14 protein-coding genes are annotated in these 17,304 nt (G+C 72.6%); all 14 read right to left on the minus strand.

What is annotated here, in order from left to right; translation table 11 throughout:
* Nucleotides 1–3: 3 nt before the first annotated feature.
* The 14 genes from rfbC to AC1VWI_RS32400 are packed head-to-tail and all read right to left on the minus strand — an operon-like array spanning nt 4 to nt 17,288.
* The gene (gene rfbC / locus AC1VWI_RS32335; protein ID WP_499514525.1) at nt 4–555 is read right to left on the minus strand and encodes a dTDP-4-dehydrorhamnose 3,5-epimerase; all 552 of its coding nucleotides are present in this window, start codon (nt 553–555) and stop codon (nt 4–6) included.
* A complete protein-coding gene (locus tag AC1VWI_RS32340) occupies nt 552–1,802 on the minus strand; it encodes a polysaccharide pyruvyl transferase family protein (RefSeq protein WP_499514526.1) in 1,251 nt (416 codons plus the stop codon). The genes rfbC and AC1VWI_RS32340 overlap by 4 nt, the downstream gene beginning before the upstream one ends.
* On the minus strand, nt 1,799–2,746 hold the full coding sequence (locus tag AC1VWI_RS32345; RefSeq protein ID WP_499514527.1) for a glycosyltransferase family 2 protein: 948 nt from the start codon (nt 2,744–2,746) through the stop codon (nt 1,799–1,801). Before AC1VWI_RS32345 ends, AC1VWI_RS32340 begins: the two co-directional genes overlap by 4 nt.
* Nucleotides 2,743–4,050 (minus strand): hypothetical protein, encoded by a 1,308-nt coding sequence (locus AC1VWI_RS32350; protein ID WP_499514528.1) that lies wholly within the window; start codon nt 4,048–4,050, stop codon nt 2,743–2,745. The genes AC1VWI_RS32345 and AC1VWI_RS32350 overlap by 4 nt, the downstream gene beginning before the upstream one ends.
* Nucleotides 4,047–5,330 carry a DUF4910 domain-containing protein gene (locus tag AC1VWI_RS32355; protein ID WP_499514529.1) on the minus strand — a complete coding sequence of 428 codons (1,284 nt, stop codon included), beginning with the start codon at nt 5,328–5,330 and terminating at the stop codon, nt 4,047–4,049. The genes AC1VWI_RS32350 and AC1VWI_RS32355 overlap by 4 nt, the downstream gene beginning before the upstream one ends.
* Nucleotides 5,318–6,343, minus strand: coding sequence for an NAD-dependent epimerase/dehydratase family protein (locus tag AC1VWI_RS32360; protein ID WP_499514530.1), 1,026 nt, complete (start codon nt 6,341–6,343; stop codon nt 5,318–5,320). Before AC1VWI_RS32360 ends, AC1VWI_RS32355 begins: the two co-directional genes overlap by 13 nt.
* Before the next feature lie 3 nt (nt 6,344–6,346).
* Entirely contained in the window at nt 6,347–6,994 is a 648-nt protein-coding gene (locus AC1VWI_RS32365) for a PIG-L deacetylase family protein (protein ID WP_499514531.1), read from the minus strand.
* Complete coding sequence (locus AC1VWI_RS32370; protein ID WP_499514532.1) at nt 6,991–7,785, minus strand: sugar phosphate nucleotidyltransferase; 795 nt, start codon at nt 7,783–7,785, stop codon at nt 6,991–6,993. The genes AC1VWI_RS32365 and AC1VWI_RS32370 overlap by 4 nt, the downstream gene beginning before the upstream one ends.
* A complete protein-coding gene (locus tag AC1VWI_RS32375; protein WP_499514533.1) occupies nt 7,782–9,017 on the minus strand; it encodes a class I SAM-dependent methyltransferase in 1,236 nt (411 codons plus the stop codon). Before AC1VWI_RS32375 ends, AC1VWI_RS32370 begins: the two co-directional genes overlap by 4 nt.
* Nucleotides 9,014–10,291, minus strand: a complete 1,278-nt coding sequence (locus AC1VWI_RS32380) for a glycosyltransferase (RefSeq protein ID WP_499514534.1) — start codon at nt 10,289–10,291, stop codon at nt 9,014–9,016. The genes AC1VWI_RS32375 and AC1VWI_RS32380 overlap by 4 nt, the downstream gene beginning before the upstream one ends.
* Nucleotides 10,292–10,293: 2 nt before the next feature.
* Nucleotides 10,294–11,598, minus strand: a complete 1,305-nt coding sequence (locus tag AC1VWI_RS32385) for an O-antigen ligase family protein (protein WP_499514535.1) — start codon at nt 11,596–11,598, stop codon at nt 10,294–10,296.
* Nucleotide 11,599: 1 nt separating this feature from the next.
* Nucleotides 11,600–13,141: a right-handed parallel beta-helix repeat-containing protein gene (locus AC1VWI_RS32390; RefSeq protein ID WP_499514536.1), complete on the minus strand. Its 1,542-nt coding sequence runs from the start codon at nt 13,139–13,141 to the stop codon at nt 11,600–11,602.
* A gap of 8 nt (nt 13,142–13,149) precedes the next feature.
* The gene (locus tag AC1VWI_RS32395) at nt 13,150–15,111 is read right to left on the minus strand and encodes an alginate lyase family protein (RefSeq protein WP_499514537.1); all 1,962 of its coding nucleotides are present in this window, start codon (nt 15,109–15,111) and stop codon (nt 13,150–13,152) included.
* Nucleotides 15,108–17,288 (minus strand): bi-domain-containing oxidoreductase, encoded by a 2,181-nt coding sequence (locus tag AC1VWI_RS32400; protein ID WP_499514538.1) that lies wholly within the window; start codon nt 17,286–17,288, stop codon nt 15,108–15,110. The genes AC1VWI_RS32395 and AC1VWI_RS32400 overlap by 4 nt, the downstream gene beginning before the upstream one ends.
* Nucleotides 17,289–17,304 lie beyond the last annotated feature (16 nt).

Below are 17,304 nucleotides of genomic sequence, written 5' to 3' on the forward strand. Positions count from 1 at the left end.
ACCTCAACCTTCCAGGTGCTTGAGGACCTCGGCGAGGCTCGGCGCCTCCCGGTCCCGCTGGGACATCGATGTGACCGGCAGCGGCCAGGCAATGGCGAGCTCCGGGTCGTCGAAGGCGATCGTCACGTCCTCGGCCGGATCGTGCGGGCGGTCGATCCGGTACGAGGTGTCGGCGGTGTCGGTCAGCGCCTGGAAGCCGTGCGCGCACCCCGCCGGGATGTAGAGGGTCACCTGCGTCTGGCCGGACAGCTCGAAGGTGGCCCGGTTGCGGTACGTCGGCGAGTCCGGCCGCAGGTCCACGACGACGTCGAAGATCCTCCCGTACGAGCACCGCACCAGCTTGGCCTCGCCGGCGCCGGAGCGCAGGTGCAGGCCGCGCAGCACGCCCCGGACCGAGCGGGACAGGCTGTCCTGGACGAAGGAGTCCGGGTCGAGTCCCACCGAGCGGACCACGTCGGCGTCGAAGGTGCGGCAGAAGAAGCCGCGTTCGTCGGCGTACGGCGTCGGTTCGAAGAGGTACGCGCCGGTGATCTCCGGGACTTGGGTCGCCTTCATGGGGCCTTCCGCGAGGTGTGGGTGTGGCCGGCCGCGGGGAACAGGGCCGCGGTCAGGGAGTGGAACTGGTGCTGGAGTCGCAGGGCGGCGGCCAGGTTCCGCTCGGTGAGGGTCCGCCGCAGCTCGGCCGAACGCTTCTCCAGCGCACGGAACTGTTCGAGCAGCCGGTCGGCGTCGACCTCGCGCGCCGGGTGGCAGTACGCGCCGAGGCCCATCTCCGCCATGAGCGCGTCGCTCTTCGCCGCGTAGCTGAGGGCGAGCACCGGCGTACCGGTCTTCAGCGCGCAGATCAGGTTGTGGTAGCGGACCGCCACCACGGTGTCGGCAGCCGCCATCTCCTTCATCAGGTCGGCCAGTGAGGACGGCTCGGCGGCGGTGACCAGCGGCGAGTCCACCGCGTCGAGGATCGCGGCGACCACCGACGTGTCGCACTCGTCACCGGTGAGCAGCCGGACGGCCCGGTCCTCCTCGACGAGCGCGCGGACGAACCGGATCGTCCCGTCGAGGTAGCGCCGGTGTATCTCGTCGGCCCGGGCGCGATCGTCGTTGCCGCCGTGGAAGTCCATGACGCCGACGCAGACCGGGCCCGGCGGCGCCGGCGGGACTGAGAGCTTGTCGGGTCCGCCCGACTGCGGCGTCGGCAGGGCGAACGCGAGGTCCGGGTAGACCTCGTCGCGCGCGGTGTCCACGCCCATCGCCCGCATCGCGTCGCGGGACTGCGCGTCCCGGTACGACCGGTAGGCGGCCAGCCGCGCCGACCAGCGCACCAGGGCCCGGGTCGGCCGGTCGCCGATCGCCGCGGCGCCGACGCTGACCAGCGCCACCCGGGTGCGCAGCAACCGGCCACCGGCGCAGAGCAGGAACAGCGAGTACGGGAAGCCCCACGGCCGCAGCGGCAGCGTGGCCTCCAGGACGCCCATGCCCGGGACGATCACCACGTCGTGCCGGCGCACCCAGGCGGCGGTGCGGAAGACGTCGACGAGTTTGCCCAGGCCCTTCCCCGCGACCGCGCCCGCACGCGAGGCGGTCCGGTACTCCCCGCGGTACCAGTGCAGCCGCGTCGCGGGGATCCCGAACCGGGTCGTCACGGCCTCGGGACCGCCGCACAGCGCGTCCACGACCGCGTCCGGGTGTTCGGCGCGCAGGTACCCGAGCACGGCCTCGAGCGATCCGTCGTTGCCGAGGTTGCCCGAGCCGAGCAGGCCGAACACCCCGACGCGCACCGGGGCCCCGGCCGCGGCCGTCATGCCCGCCTCCCCTCACGGCCGGCGACGAGGGCGTCGACGGAGACGGTGAGCCGGTCCGGGTCGACCGGGGCGCGGTCCTCGACCCGCTCGCCGGCGCCCGGCCGGACCCGGCTGGTCATCCACGCGGACAGGTGCCGGTAGCACGCGCGCCGGTCGGCCGGGGACAACGGCGCCCGCCGGATCGCCGCGACGAAGCCCCACACGTACTCGGCGAGCAGCCGGGGCGTCGGGTGCAGCAAGCCGGCCCGGCGCGGGTCCAGGTTGACGCACCGGGAGCGCTTGGACGGGTTCGCCCGCTCGGCGCGGGTGGGGTGGTCGCGGCGGAAGTACAGCAGCTCCGGCACCTGGTGGAAGGGGCCGTGCAGGCCGATCTCGGCGACGAACGTGCGGTCCGCGTGGTGGTAGCTGTCGTGCGGCTTCACCCGGCGCAGCACGTCGGCCCGCATCACCCCGTAGAAGTCGTCGCCGCCGGGCTCGAACAGCATGCTGCGGAATCGCTCCGGCGCGTGCGGCGAGTCGGTGGCGAGCGTGTACTCGTACGGGACCTTCACCTTGCCGTCGGCGTCGATGACCGCCTGGTCGGCGTGCGCGAGGATCACGTCCGGCCGTTCGTCCAGCGCCTCCACGCAGCGCCGCAGCAGGTCCCGGGCGTACAGGTCGTCGTGCGAGGCCCACTTGAACAGCTCGCCGCGGCACTCGGTGAACACGTGGTTGTGGTTCGGGGCGGCGCCGATGTTCCGGGGCAGCCGGAGGTAGCGGATGCGTGAGTCCTGCGCGAGGTAACTGCGGCAGATGTCCTGCGTCCCGTCGGTCGAGGCGTTGTCGGAGATGACCAGCTCGAAGTCCTCGTAGGTCTGGCCGAGCAGGGCGTCGAGCGACTCGGCCAGGTACTCCTCGCCGTTGTACACGGGCAGGCCGATGCTCAGCCTGGGTTGGGCGGTCATGAGGTCCTCACTTCGGGGATGGGATCGCGGTGGTGCTCGCGCAGGGCGGACCGCAGTTGCAGCCACCACACGGCCGAGCCGCTGACGGTCGCGGCGGCGACGCCCCAGGCCGAGCCGACCGTGCCGGCGGCGGCCGCCCCGCCGAGCCCGCCGCCGACGTAGCAGGCGGAGGCGAACAGCTGGCAGCGCAGACTGCGCCGGGCCGCGCCGAGCGCGCGCAGCCCGGCTGCCGCGCCGGTGCCGAGACCCGCGCCGGCGACGCCGAGGGTGACCGGCACGATGAGCTGCGAGGCGGAGTGCCAGACTCCGCCGAGCACCAGCTCGCCGAGCCGGCCGGGGATCAGCAGCAGCGCCGAGCCCCAGAGCAGAGCGGCGGCGGCCTGCCCCCCGCCCAGCAGGAGGCAGAAGGTGCCGAGCCGGTGCGGGGCCCGCCGTAGCACCCGGGCCGCCTCCGGGACGGTGACCAGCGAAAGCCCCATGAGCACCGCCAGGAACGGGCCGAGCAGGAGCTCTGCGCCCCGCACCGCACCCACCGCGCTCACCCCGACGATCGCGCCGAGCCCGTACGCCCGCAGTTGGCTCGCACCGCTGAGGCTGACGTTCTCGACCAGGTACCGGTAGCCGAGGTCGCGCTGCTCGCGGAGCCACCCGCGCGCTTCGGTCAGCCGGGGCCGGATGCCGGACTGGAGGTAGCCGTAACCGGCCGCCACCGTGGCGGACGCGCCCCAGGCGAGCACGAAGGCCGCCACGCTGCCCGCTCGGGCCGCCACCACCATGGCCGGGACGAGGGCGACACCCCATACGACGTCGTTGACGAACGCCTTCCGCCCGGTGCCGGCGGCGAAGAACGCGAACCGCCAGGCGTCCTGGAGCAGCAGCCCCGGCAACGCGACACCAAGGGCGGCGAACGCGGGCCCCACCCGGCCGCCGAGACCGAGCCCGGCCACCAGGCACGCCGCGCCGATGGCCGCACCGACGCCGAGTGCGGTACCCGTCGACCGGGCCACCGCCCCGCGCCAGGACGCGTCCGGTACGCCGCTGAAGCGCACCACGAGCGGATCGGTGGCCAGCCCGCGGGAGACGTTGAGCACCACGCCGTACGTCACCCAGGCGAGGCTGAACACGCCGAACGCGGTCACCCCCAGCGAGCGGGCCACGTAGACGCCCACCACGAAGTTGCTCACGCTGGAGGCCGCCTGGTCGGCCAGTCCCCAGGACAGCCGGCCGACCAGGGCCCGTCTGGCGGACCCGGCCGGTGGCGCCGTCATCCGCGGATTCTCCCCCTCGGTGGTCATCGGTGTCATGCCTTGATCAGCCCGGCGTCGTGCAGGGCGCCGGCCGCGGCGGCGACGGTGTCGAACGGCAGCCCGGACCGCTCGGCGACGTCCAGCAGACTGCGCTCGCCGTCGGAGAGGCTGAGCACCCAGAGCATGGCCATCTGTGCCTGCTGCGCGTCGCTGCGGCCGCCGAGCGAGTCGTACAACCCGCGCCGGCCCAGCTGTGGCTCGCCGTAGGGGCTGAGGTTGACGTACCGCCGGTTGCGGTCGAGCACGGCGAACGCCTCGCGGCAGACCGCGAGGGTGTCCGCCATCGCCTCCGGGGAGACGAAGTCCGGGTTGTCCGCCGAGGTGTGGTACTCGGGGTACCCGGCGTACGGGGTCCGGCTGAGCGATCCCACGCCGAGGTCGAACCCGGGCGAGCAGTACTGCCGCTCGTCGTACCCGTACGGGGTGAACTCCTTGACGTGGTGCGGCCGTTCGGAGGCGGCCAGGACATGCCGCATGACCCGGTCGATCTCCGCGTCGCCGCGTCTGCTCTGCTTGTACGTCAGCCGGCCCGGGTCGCCGGCGCAGGCCAGCACGAGCCCGTGCTTGACCCGGTCCACCCGCTCCGCGTTGCGGGCCAGCCAGGTGATCGCCCCGATGGTGCCGGGCGCGTAGATGAACCGGTAGGTGTAGTACGGCGTCCCCTGTGCCAGCGCGCGGGCCAGGAACGTCGCCACCGCGATGCCGGCGAGGTTGTCGTTGGCCAGCGACGGGTGGCAGACGTGGCAGGAGACGATCACCTCGTCGGGGACCTGCCCCGGGACCACGTGCTCGGCGTAGGTGAGGTGACCGTCCGCGAGCGTGGAGTCGATACGGACCTCGTACTCGCCGTCCGGCAGCCCGTCCAGGGTCTCCTGCGCCAGGCAGAATCCCCATTCCGGCTTGTAGTAGCTGGTGCGGTACGGCACCCAGGCCGGGTGCTCCGGCAGGGTGTGCAGATGCGAGCGCAGCTCGGTCAGCGGCATGGTCGCCGACACCGGCACGCTGTAGCCGAGCACGTGCAGGCTCGACGCGGCGAAGTCGACGACCCGGTTGCCGCCGGCGTCGGCGACGTACGCGTCACGGATGTTCCACTCCTGCGGCACCGTCCAGTCGAGCACCTGCGTGCCGGTCGGCACCTCGTGCACCTGCAGCGGGACGTACTCGCCGACGATCTCCAGGGTGGCGCGCACACCGTCGCCGGTGATGCTGCGGCACAGCGGGTACAGCCGCTCCACCAGCGCGTGCATCTCCTCGCCGACTGCGGTCATCGGCGCCACCGCAGGGTGTCGTCGACCTCGCCGGCGTCGGACGCCGCGCGCAGCACGGCGAGCCGGGTGAAGCGCTGCTCGAAGTCCTCCCGGGTCAGGTCGAACTTCCGGTAGGCATCGGCGAGTTCGAGCGCGCCCTGCTTGACCGTCCACTCGCAGTCGAAGCCGGGGATCGCGGCGCGGAACCGGGAGAAGTCCACCCGGTACGACCGCGGATCGGCACCGGTCTCGCCCGTGATCACCACCTTCGCGCCGGACACCGCCTCGGCGACCTGCTCGGCGATCTCGGCGACCGTGACGTTGTTGACCTCGCTGCCGATGTTGAACGCGCGGTCGTGCACCGCCTCGCGCGGCGCGGTCAGCGCGGCCGTGAAGGCCCGTGCGATGTCGGCGGCGTGCACCAGCGGGCGCCATGGGGTGCCGTCGGAGAGCACGAGGACCTCGCCGGACAGGAGCGCGTGGCCCACCAGGTTGTTCAGCACGATGTCGGCGCGCAGCCGGGGCGAGTAGCCGAAGGCGGTGGCGTTGCGCATGAACACCGGGGTGAAGTCGCCGTCGGCCAGCTCGTGCAGGTCGTCCTCCACGCGCACCTTGGACTCCGCGTACGGCGTCACCGGGCGCAGCGGGGCTTCCTCGGTCACCAGGTCGTCCCCGCCGGCGGCGCCGTAGACGGAGCAGGTCGACGCGTACAGGAAGCGCCGCACCCCGGCGTCGCGGGCCAGCCGGGCCAGGTGCACGGAGGCCTGGTGGTTGATGTCGTAGGTGAGTTCCGGCGCCAGCGATCCCAGCGGGTCGTTGGAGAGCGCGGCCAGGTGGATCACGGCGTCCACCCCGGCCACGTGGTCGGCCGTGACGTCGCGCAGGTCCACCCGGTGCCCCGGCGGGTCCGCGGGCGCCGGGCCCAGCACGCAGTCGGCGAACAGGCCGGCGTCGAGACCGACGACCTCGTGCCCGGCGGCCGCCAGGACCGGGGCCATCACGGTGCCCAGGTAGCCCTGGTGTCCGGTCAGCAGTACGCGCAAGGTTCATTCCCCCAGGTCGAGAGTGAGTTTGGTGACGGCGAACGCCTCGGCGTAGCGCGCGTGGCATTCGATGCCGCGGATCCGCGCAAGGCCGAGGAAGGCTTCCCGGTCGTACCAGGGCCGGTGCCGCTGCGAGGGGTAGTGCTCCTGCAGCAGCCGCACCTTCTGCTCGGCGGTCTCCGGCGACAGCGGCTGGTACGCCGACGGCCGGCCGAGGTCGCCGTCCCACTTGACGATCTCGTAGCCGAGCACGAGGTGGTCGCGGAACGCGGTGGGCAGCAACTGCGCCAGGCCGCGGTGGTCCTGGTGCGCGTCATCGGTACGCGGCGCGAGGATCAGATCCGGCTCGGTCCGCTCGCGCAGCTCCTCGACCGCGGCCTTGGCCTCCTCCCAGTGCGCGGGCAGCCGGCCGTCCGGCAGCTTGAGCACGGTCAGCCGCAGGTCGGCACCGGGGCAGAAGGCGGCGAGCGCGGCCTGCTCCTCCTGCTCCCGCTCGCTGCCGCCGCCGGAGAGCACCAGCGCGTCGACGCGGATGCCCGGCCGCGCGCGGCACAGGGTCAGCAGCGTGCCGCCGGCGCCGATGGCGATGTCGTCGCAGTGCGCGCCCACCGCGACGATCCGGTCCGGGTGCCCGGCGCTGAGCCGGATCATGCGGTCCTCATTCCGGCGCCCTGTTCCCACACGGCCCACGGGCGGTCGCCCCTGGCGTAGGCGTCGTCGAGCGCGGCCCGCTCCTTCACGGTGTCGGTCGGCTTCCAGAAGCCGCGGTGCCGGTGTGCCACCAGCCGGCCGCGCTTGGCCAGTTGGGCGCATCCGTCGGCGACCAGGTCCCCGTTCTCCGGTATGTGGTCGAAGACCTCTTGCCGGAGCACGAAGTAGCCGCCGTTCTCCCACATCGGCAGGTCGCTCACCGCGGTGATGCCCCCCACCAGGCCGTCCTCGCCCAACTCCACGCAGTGGAAGGAGGACTGGGGTGGCACCACCATCATCGACGCCCCTGCGTCGCGCGCGGCGAACCGGTCGATCATCTCCGGCAGCGGGGCGTCGGTGAGCACGTCGGCGTAGTTGGCGAGGAACATCTCGTCACCGTCCAGGTGGTGCCGCACCCGGCGCAGCCGCTCCCCGATCGGGGACTCGATGCCGGTCTGCGCGAACGTGATCGTCCAGTCGGCGATGTCGGTGGACAGCAGCTCGGTCCTGCCGCCCCGCAGCACGAAGTCGTTGGACGTCGTCTCCTCGTAGTTGAGGAAGAAGTTCTTGATGTGGTGCGCCCCGTACCCGAGGCACAGGATGAACTCCTTGTGCCCGAAGTGCGCGTAGTAGCGCATGACGTGCCAGATCAGCGGACGCGGGCCGACCATCGCCATCGGCTTGGGCACGTCGTCGGAGACGCCGTTGCGCATCCGCATCCCGTAACCGCCGCAGAACAGGACGACCTTCATGACTCGACCTCGACAATGCTCAGTTCCGGGATGGGAAAGACAAGGCGGCCGCCCCAGTCGTGCACGAAGGACAGCTGCTCGACCAGCTCGGCCCGCAGGTTCCACGGGAGGACGAGGACCCAGTCGGGTTTGTCGGCGGCTATCTGCTCGGGCGGCAGGATCGGGATGCGGGTGCCCGGGGTGAACCTGCCGTGCTTGTAGGGGTTGCGGTCGACCGTGTAGGCGAGCAGGTCGGGCCGGATGCCGCAGTGGTTGAGCAGCGTGTTGCCCTTGCCCGGGGCGCCGTAGCCGACGACCGTCTCGCCGCGTTCGGCCGCCTCGACGAGGAACCGCAGGAGGTCCCGGCGCACCTTGGCCACCCGGGCGGAGAACTCGGTGTACCCCGACAGCTCCTGCAGCCCGGCGGCCTTCTCCTGGGCCAGCACGTCGGCCACCCGCTGCGTCGGCTCGCCGGCCACCTCGGACGGCCGGGCCCACAGCCGGATCGAGCCGCCGTGCGTGGGCAGCAGCTCGACGTCCACGAGCGTGAGTCCGCCGCTGGCCAGCGCCCGGATCGCGGACGCGACCGTGTAGTACTGGAAGTGCTCGTGGTAGATCGTGTCGTACTGGTTCTCCTCGATCAGCGTCAGCAGGTGCTGCACCTCGATGGAGACCCAGCCGTCGTCGGCGACCAGGGCGCGCAGCCCCTGGGTGAACCCGACGACGTCGGGGATGTGCGCGTACACGTTGTTGGCCACGACCAGGTCCGCCGGGCCGTGCTCCGCGCGGACGGCCGCGCCGGTCTCCGGGCTCAGGAACTCCGTGAGCGTGGGTACGCCCGCGTCCCGCGCCGCGCCGCCGACGTTCACCGACGGCTCGATGCCGAGGCAGCGGATCCCCCGGTCCACCACGTGCTTCAGCAGGTACCCGTCGTTGCTCGCGACCTCGACCACGAAGGCTTCGGGGCCCAGACCCAGCCGCTTCACGGCACCGGCGACGAACGTGCGCGCGTGCTCCACCCAGGAGGTGGAGTAGGAGGAGAAGTACGCGTACTCCTTGAACGTCTCCTCCGGCGTGATCAGCGGCGGGATCTGGGCGAGCCAGCAGTCGGTGCAGACCCGCAGGTGCAGCGGGTACGCCGGTTCCGGTCGGTCGAGTTGGTCCGCGGCGAGGAAGCTCTCGCACGGCGGGGTCGCCCCCAGGTCGACGACGCTCGCCAGCGCCGTCGAGCCGCAGAGTCGGCATCGTGTCATCTACTGCCCCCATCCCTGCCCGCGCGGGTGTCCCCACCGCGAGCCAGCGTTTCCGTTCCTGCCGGCGGCGCGCTGTCCCCGCCGCCGGACCGAGCCGCGATCGCGGCCCGGTACCCCTCCACCAGACGCTCCAGCCCGACGGCCGGACTGAAACCCTGCTCGTAACGGCGCCGGGCCGCCTGGCCCATCTCCCGGTTGCCGGCCGGATCGGCCGTGATCCGGCGCAGGCACGACGCGAGCGAGGCGGCCTCGCCCGGCTGGTGCAGCAGCCCGGTCACCCCGTCCTCGACGAGTTCGACGAAGGCGCCGTGACCGGCCGCGACGGCCGGGACCCCCGCCGCCATGGCTTCCGCGACCACCAGGCCGAACGTCTCCAGGGCCATCGAGGGAGCCACCACGGCGACCGACCGCGCGACGAGCTGCCGGCACTCTGCCGGGTCAAGCAGGCCGACGTACCGCACGTCGTCCCGGCCCGCCGCCCAGGTGGTCACGTCCCGCTCCAGCGGCCCCGCGCCGGCGATCACGAGCGGCACGCCCACACCGCCGCTCGCTGCGATCTCGTCCCACGCGGCCATGAGCAGGTGCACGCCCTTGCTCTCCGCGAGCCGGCCGAGAAAGAGCAGTTGCTCGCCGACGCCGGCCCGGCAGGCGCCCGGGTCGGGCACGAAGTTGTGCTTCACCGCCAGCCGCTCGGGCGGCATGCCGGACCGCACCAGGACGTCGCGCTGGGCCGCGGAGATGCAGAAGAACCGGTCCACGCCGGACCACCACCGGCGCCGGTTGACCGACAGGCTGACCGCGAGCGGCACCGTCGCCAGCCGGGAGTTCCGGTAGCAGCCGTGCCGGACGGCGGGCAGCGGCGCCGCCGACCCGACGCACTCGGTGCACAGCCGGCCGTCCCGCTGCAGCGTGCCGGGCGGGCAGACCTGGGTGTAGTTGTGCAGCGTGGCGACGACGGGCACGCCGGCGTCGGCGCAGGCGGCCAGCACCGCGGGCGACAGGAGCGGGAAGACGTTGTGGACGTGCACCACGTCCGGCCGCTCGGTGCGAAGCCGGCCGGCGAGCTCCGCGCGGACCGCCGGATTCCATGGCACCAGCAGCGGCACCGCGACCTTGCCCAGCAGGGACCGGGTGGCGATGTCGTCGCTGCGGCGCTCGAACACCTCGACCCGGTGGCCGGCTTCGCGCAGCAGCCCCACCTCCTCATCGACGACCCTGTTCTCCCCGCTCGGCTGCGCCGAGGAGTAGCGGTTGTGCACCACGAGGACGTGCATGGTCAGGTCACCTCCCGATCCCGGGCCCAGCGAGGGATACGTCGCCGGGGGACAGCGGGCGTCGTCAGGGGCGTGGCCGCGGCAGGTGCCGCCAGCAGCGAGGCGGCCAGGGCCAGATGCAGCAGGTACGGTGAGGCGTCGCCCAGCCCGGCCTCGGTGTACGACGAGATCGCGACGTAGCTGATCAGGAAGATCGCGCAGGCCCTCGGCAGCGACGGTGGCCGCAGCAACGCGACACCGCCCAGCACGAGGATGAACGCCGCCACGAGGGTGACGCCGATCAGACCCTGCTCGTTGTAAACGGCCAGCCAGCTGTTGTCGATCGGCAGCCCGCCGAACGACTTGTCGCCCAGACCCATGCCGAACAACTTCTCCGCGGTCGTCCGGGGCGCTGCCAGCAGGGCGTCCCAGACCTTGGCCCGACCGGTGAGACTGGTGAAGTTCTCCTGGCTCTGTCCGCGCAGGAACCACGCCTGTAGCGCGGAGGCGAACCCCACCGCGGCCACGGTGGCGCACAGCACCGCCCAGGCGAAGAACCGGCGGGCGGCGGCGCTGGTCAGGACGAGCGAGCCGATCGCCAACGCCAACCCGAGGAGCAGGCCGACCGTGGCCGTCCGCGTATGGGTCAACGCGAGCAGGACGAGGGACGGCACGATGATCATCGCCGCGCCCGCCCTGTCGGTCCGGCGGCCCAGCAGGAGCAGCACGGTGAGCCCGATGATCACCGCGGCGTACTGTCCGATCTGCGGCGGGGTGAGCGGCCACAACGCGCCGACCAGTCGCTCGCCGTAGAGCTCGGGCATGGCCGCTCCCGGTGAGATGACCAGGCCGGCCATCACCAACGCGAGCACCGCGAAGTACATCCGGATGTGGTACCGGACGAACGTCAGGCCGCCGTCCCACCAGCGGCTGAGCAGCCACAGTGTGCCGACGAACAGTGCGAACCGGGCGCAGCGGAACAGCGCGCCGAACCCTGACTCCAGGTCCGCGCTGGAGATCACGCTCGGCACCAGCAGCAGGGTGAGCAGGAGCAGGAAGGCGCTGGGCCGGATGCGCAGCCGGAGATTGAGCGTGAGCGCCAGCGCGAACGCGGCGACCAGCGCACCCATGGTGGCCATCTGGATGAGGGAGCGGGGCAGCGGGATGATGGTCTTCGCCCCGGCGGAGCCGAGCGTGTTGAGGACCAGCAGCCCCCAGACCACCCCGACGGTCTTCGGCGTGCCGGCAGGGCGCGGTTCGGCGCCGGGCCACGTGCCCGCCGCGGCCGGTCCGCCCCGCGGCCCACCGGGTGTCATGTCCCCGCCCATCTCAACCACCGGCCCGTGGGCGGAAGGTGCTGCCCGTGTCCTGCCGGTACGGCGTGCCCTGCCACTGCAAGACGTCGAGCGTCCGGCTCGGGTCGTGGGCGACGAAGCTCCACGGCCCGACGTAGACGTTGTCGTGCCAGCGGTTGTGCTGCTTGTCGGTGATCGCCTCGGCCACCCGTTCGCCCTGGTACGGCGACCAGTCCGGATAGGTGCCGTAGTTGGACAGCACCGCCATGCGGCCGCACTGCACCGTGCACCCGACGACGGCCGCGTCCAGCATGAAGCGGTTGTCGTGGATGTCCACCCGCTGGGTCTTCCACCGGCAGTCGTCGTAGAGCGGTGCGGTGGCGATCGCCGGCTGCGCGCAGCGGGCGATGTCCGGCACCAGCAAGGTGCATTCACCGGCCGAGGTGTTGGCCGGGCTGTTGCAGAACCGGTCGGCGTTCTCCCACAGGGTGATCCCGGACCAGTTGTCCGTCAGTACGTTCCGATAGATTTCGATCTTGTCCGTGCGGGCCCGGACCCGTGGCTCGCCGCCGGACTCGGACAGGTAGATGGTCGCGAACGGGAAGCTGTCGCCGGCTTCAGCGGATGTGCGGCCCTCGACCCAGTTGTTCCGCCGGATCGTGTTGTTCCGGATGACCGCGTTGTAGCTGGTCTCGTAGATCAGCGCGGCACCGTCGTTGGCCTCGAGCACGTTGTTCTCGATACGGAAGTCGTTGTTGTTGTTGTCCGCCCACAACCCGGCGCCGCGGTTGTCGTGCACCCAGTTGCCGCGGACGTCGGCGCCGTTGACGGCCCAGAACTTGATGCCACCGGTGCAGCCGCAGCCTGGCCGCTGCTTCTCCCAGTCGTCGGTGTTGTTGCCCACGATCTCGTTGCCCTCGACCACCAGGTCGCGGATGGTGTCACCGGTCTTGTACGCGTTCATTCCGTATTGCCCGTTGTCGCGCAGGCAATTGGCCCGGACCTGTTGGCGGGCACCGGCCATCAGCCCGGCGCCGGAGTTGTTCTGGATCGTCGTGTGCTCGATCACCCACCCGTCGGCCATGTCGTGGTTGACCACGCCTTCGTCGTGCGGCGCGACGAAACGCTGCACGGTCAGATGGCTGATGGTGACGTCGGGGGCAGTGCCGCTGAACGCGTAGTTGTTGGTCTTCCGGCCGTCGAGCACCGCGCCCGGCGCGCCGAGGTAGCGGTTCCCCTTCTTGGCGATGACCTGGGCGTAGCGGCCCTTGTCGAGCGTGTGCGTGCCCGGCCGAAGCCAGAACGTGGTGCCCGGAGGGCTGTTCTCGGTCTTCTCGGCCAGGTCGCCGACCACCCCGGGGTCGACCGTCACCGCGCCCGTCGGCGCTTCCGCCGGCCCGGCCGCGGGCTTGGCGCACACCCGGGCCACGGACGTGGAGGGCGCTCCGGACGTGGAGGGCGCACGCGTCGGCTCCGCCCGGGCGTCGTCCGGCGTGCTCGTACAGGCGGTCGCCGCCAGCAGGGCCAGTGCCAGCGGTGCCGCCGGCCACGCCCCGTGCCTCCACTTGAATCCCACGCGTCCCCCTAGCCGCGGAACCTGAGTAGGGTGGTGAACTCCCCTGACATCGCCGTGCCGTCGGCGAACCCGGTGCCGACCAGCGTCGTGGCGGGTTCCTTGCGCCCGAAGCCGGCGGAGTACCAGCCCAGCGGCGGGTCGCTCTCGCCACGATGCGCCTGCCAGCGCAACTGCCCGGGCAGGTCGAGCACCGCGGAGCGGTCCTCGCCGTCCCGGGTCCAGGTGAGCACCGCCCGGTTCCCCACCAGGTCCGCGGCGATCGCCGGGCCGAGGTGGAACGCCAGCTGCACGGCCCGGCGCGGGCCGCGCACCTCGTCGACCACCCGCAGCTCCCGGCTCGCGGCGGTCAGCTCCACCCGGCGGCGGTGCACGGAGCGCTGGTAACCGTCGTGCTCCGCGCACCAGCGCACCGTCCCCCCTTCCGAGGCGCCGGACGTGTCCGCGACCAGGACGCGGCTGCGGGCGTGCCGGGTCCACAGGAACGGGCCGCCGGAGACGGACTGGTCGCCGCCGTCCAGCTGCAGGGTGTTGTGGCCGAGGGTCGACCGGAAGTACCGCCGCCACTCGGGCTGCCCGTGGTAGCAGAACGTCCCGGGGTCGGCGAGCACGTCGACCCCGTCGTGCCGGACCTCGACGGACAGCGCGTCCGCGTGGGCGTGCGCGGCGATGGACAGGAAGCCGTGCGGACCGCCGTCGCAGCGGCACCAGATCTCCCCAGGACCGCGCAGGATCGTGAGTCCCGCGTCGGCGAGGTGGTCCGGTCGGCTTGCCGGGCGGGCCGCGGCCGGTGCGCCGGGCCGGATGAGCGCGGCCAGCAGCGGGGTGCGTACGTCGGCGCCGGTCACCGCGGGCCACCAGGCGAGCCGGCCGAACACGGCCTCCCCGGTCGCCAGCAGCGAGGCCCAGCGGTCGGTGCCCGCGCCGTCCACGACCAGACCGTGCCCGTCGTCCGCGTCCCCCTGACGCGGCGGCCGCAGCCGGCTGTCCACGACGGCCGCGAGCGCGTCGGTCATCCGCAGCAGCACCAGCCGGATCGACGCGGGGACCGGCACGCCGGCGGCGTCCGCCTCGGCCACCGCGGCCAGGCCGAGTTCCAGCACGAGTCCGTGGTACTCGGTGGCCAGCTCGCGGTTGAGGCCGGACTCGAAGGTGTTGCTCCGCAGGTGCCGTTCCAGCGACCGCACCGCGCCGGCCCGCCAGCGCGCCGAGGCGGGGAACCACCCGAACGCGCAGGCCGCGGCGAACTGCCCGGCGGCCTCGGCGACGACGTGGTTGTTCGCGGAGGACCCCCGGCTGGGGAAGGCGGCCAGCCAGCGCTGGTGGTGCCAGATCTGCCGGAGCGCCACCGGGTTGTCCTCGAACAGCCCGGCCGCGCCCGGCCAGCCGTCGAGCAGCCGGCGGATCCACACCCAGGACAGCAGCCGGATGCCCAGCTCGATGCCGCTGATCCAGTGCACCGAGCGCAGCGGCGGGTTGGCCGCCCACCACGACCGCAGGTGCTCGGCCACGCGCTCGGCGTACCGGTCGTTCCCGGTGATCGCGTAGGCGACGGCGAGCACGGTCAGGTACTGGTGCCGGGACGGCTCCCAGATCTGCTTGATGTCCCCGACCGCGTCCTCGTTCCGGTACGGCACGTCGAAGGCGTAACCCGCCGGGGCCCGGCGCCCGGTCTTCGGGTCGTACCACCAGTCCGGGTCGGCGAGGTCGTCGCGTTCCACCCCGAAGAACTCGGCGTGCCCGTCCATCAGCCGGTCCGCCTGGGCGATGAGACGTTTCGCCGCGTCCGGTGGCACCGCGGCGATCGTCCCGGCGGGCAGGACCGCGGTGAACCGGGCGCCGCTCACGCCCGGGCCGTCGGGCAGCGCCGACCGCCACCGCCGCCTGCGCACCGCGTCGCCCACCCGGCCGCCGACCTCACGCGGTCCCATCCGGGACAGCCGCCGCAGGTACCAGCCCGCGGTCATGGTCATCGGGCCCTCGCCAACGTCACCGGCACGCCGCCGGCCAGGCCGGCCTGCACGGCGAGGGTGGCCGCCGTGGTGGCGACCAGCGACTCCAGCGGCACCGGCATCGGTCCGCCGGTCCGCACGGCCTTGACGAACGCGGCCAGCTCGGCGGACTGGCCCTTGTCCCGGGCCTTGGGCAGCCGCGAACTGACCCACCGCTTGCGGCCGTAGACCGAGGCACGGACGAAGTCGTCGAGCCGCAGCACCCTGCCGTCCGCGACGAGGTCCAGCGTCTCCTTGGGGAAGCTGGGCGCGCCGGTGGTGACGTAGCTGATGGTGGCGGTGGACCCGTCCGGGTAGTGCAGCACGACCTGCAGGTCCTCGTTGCCGGACGTGGCGACCGCGTACACCGACACCGGGTCGGCGTCGAGCAGCCAGCTCGCCGTGTCGATGAAGTGCCCGCCCTCGCCGGCGAAGCGCGAGCCCTCGGTGCCCTGCTGGAGGTACCAGCTCCCGTGCTGCAGCCGGCCCGCGTTGACCAGGTAGCGCAGGCTCGCCGGACCGGTCCGGGCGCCGAACCGCTTCTTGGCGTCCTGCAGCAGCGGCGCGAACCGGCGGTTGAAGCCCACCTGCAGCCGGTCGTTGCCGGATTCCTCGACCGCCGCGAGCACGTCCGCCAGCTCGTCCTCGGTGAGTGCCAACGGCTTCTCCACGAACACCGTCTTGCCGGCCAGCAGCGCCCTTCGGGTCAGCTCGGCGTGCGAGCTGTGCCGGGTGACGACGAACACCGCGTCGATGGAGGTGTCGCCGAGCACGGCGTCGAGATCGGTGGTGGCCTGCGCGAAGCCGAACTTCCGCTGCGCGTTGGCCGCGGACAGCGCCGTCGTGGTGACGACCGTGGACAGCTCGACGCCGTCGCGCTGCGCCAGGTGCGGCAGCAGCATCGACGTCGCGTAGTTCCCCGCGCCGACGAACGCGAGCCGCACCGGCGTCTTGGCGGACCGGGCCGGGGCGGGGACCCCTGCGTCACGTCGCACCGCGGGCACGGCCACCGCCGGGGCCTGCACCTCTCCCGCGTGGTCGGGGTAGCGGAACAGCACGGCCACGGCCTTCAGGTCGCCGTCCTTCAGGCTCCGGTACGTCTCGACGGCGTCGTCGAAGTCGGCGACGTGGGAGACCAGGGGCTCCACGTCAACGCTGCCGCGGGCGAGGAGATCGAGGAAGCACGCCAGGTTGCGCCGCTCGGTCCAGCGCACGTAGCCGATCGGGTAGTCCCGTCCCTCGAGCTCGTACTCCGGGTCGTAGCGCCCGGGGCCGTAGGAGCGGGAGAACCGGACGTCGAGCTCCTTCTCGTAGTACGCGTTCCACGGCAGGTCCAGACGGCATTTGCCGATGTCGACGACCCGGCCGCGGTCCCGGCTCAGCCGCGCGGCCAGCTCGACGGGCTGGTTGCTGCCGCCGCCGGCGGCCAGGTACACCTGGTCCACGCCGTGACCGCCGGTGAGTTCGGCGACGGCGGCTTCCACGGCCGCGGACGAGGGATCGCCGCAGGCCGCGGCGCCCAGGCGCTCGGCGAGCTCGCAGCGCACCGGGTCGGGGTCGACCCCGACGACGCGCACCCCCGCGGCGGTCAGGAGCTGCACCACCAGCTGCCCGATCAGCCCGAGGCCGATGACCAGCGCCACCTCGCCGAGCTGCGGCTCGCCTTGGCGGACACCCTGCATCGCGATCGACCCGACGGTGCCGAAGGCCGCGTGCCGCGGCGCGAGGCCGTCCGGCACCGGGGTGTAGAGGTTCTTGGGAACCCAGTTCAGCTCGGCGTGCAGCGCGTGCTCGTTGCCGGCGCAGGCCACGAGGTCGCCGACCTTCACGTCGTCGATCCCGCTGCCGACCTGCTCGACCACCCCGCACAGCGAGTAGCCCAGCGGGGTGTAGGAGTCCAGCTTCCCCATCACCTTGCGGTAGGTGGCGGGCACCCCGTTGGTGGCCACGCTCTGCATGACCTTGGCCACCTGGTCCGGCCGCGAGCGGGCCTTGCCCAGCATCGACATGCCCGCCTCGGACACCTTCATGAGCTCGGTCCCGGTGGAGATCAGCGAGTAGGCGGTCCTGACCAGCACACCGCCCGGCTTGCACCCCGGCTCGGGCACGTCGAGCACCGCCAGCTCGCCGCTCTTGTAGTTCTGCACAACCTGCTTCACCCGAAGTCCCCTTGTT

The organism is Streptomyces sp. TOM-9 (assembly GCF_056858595.1).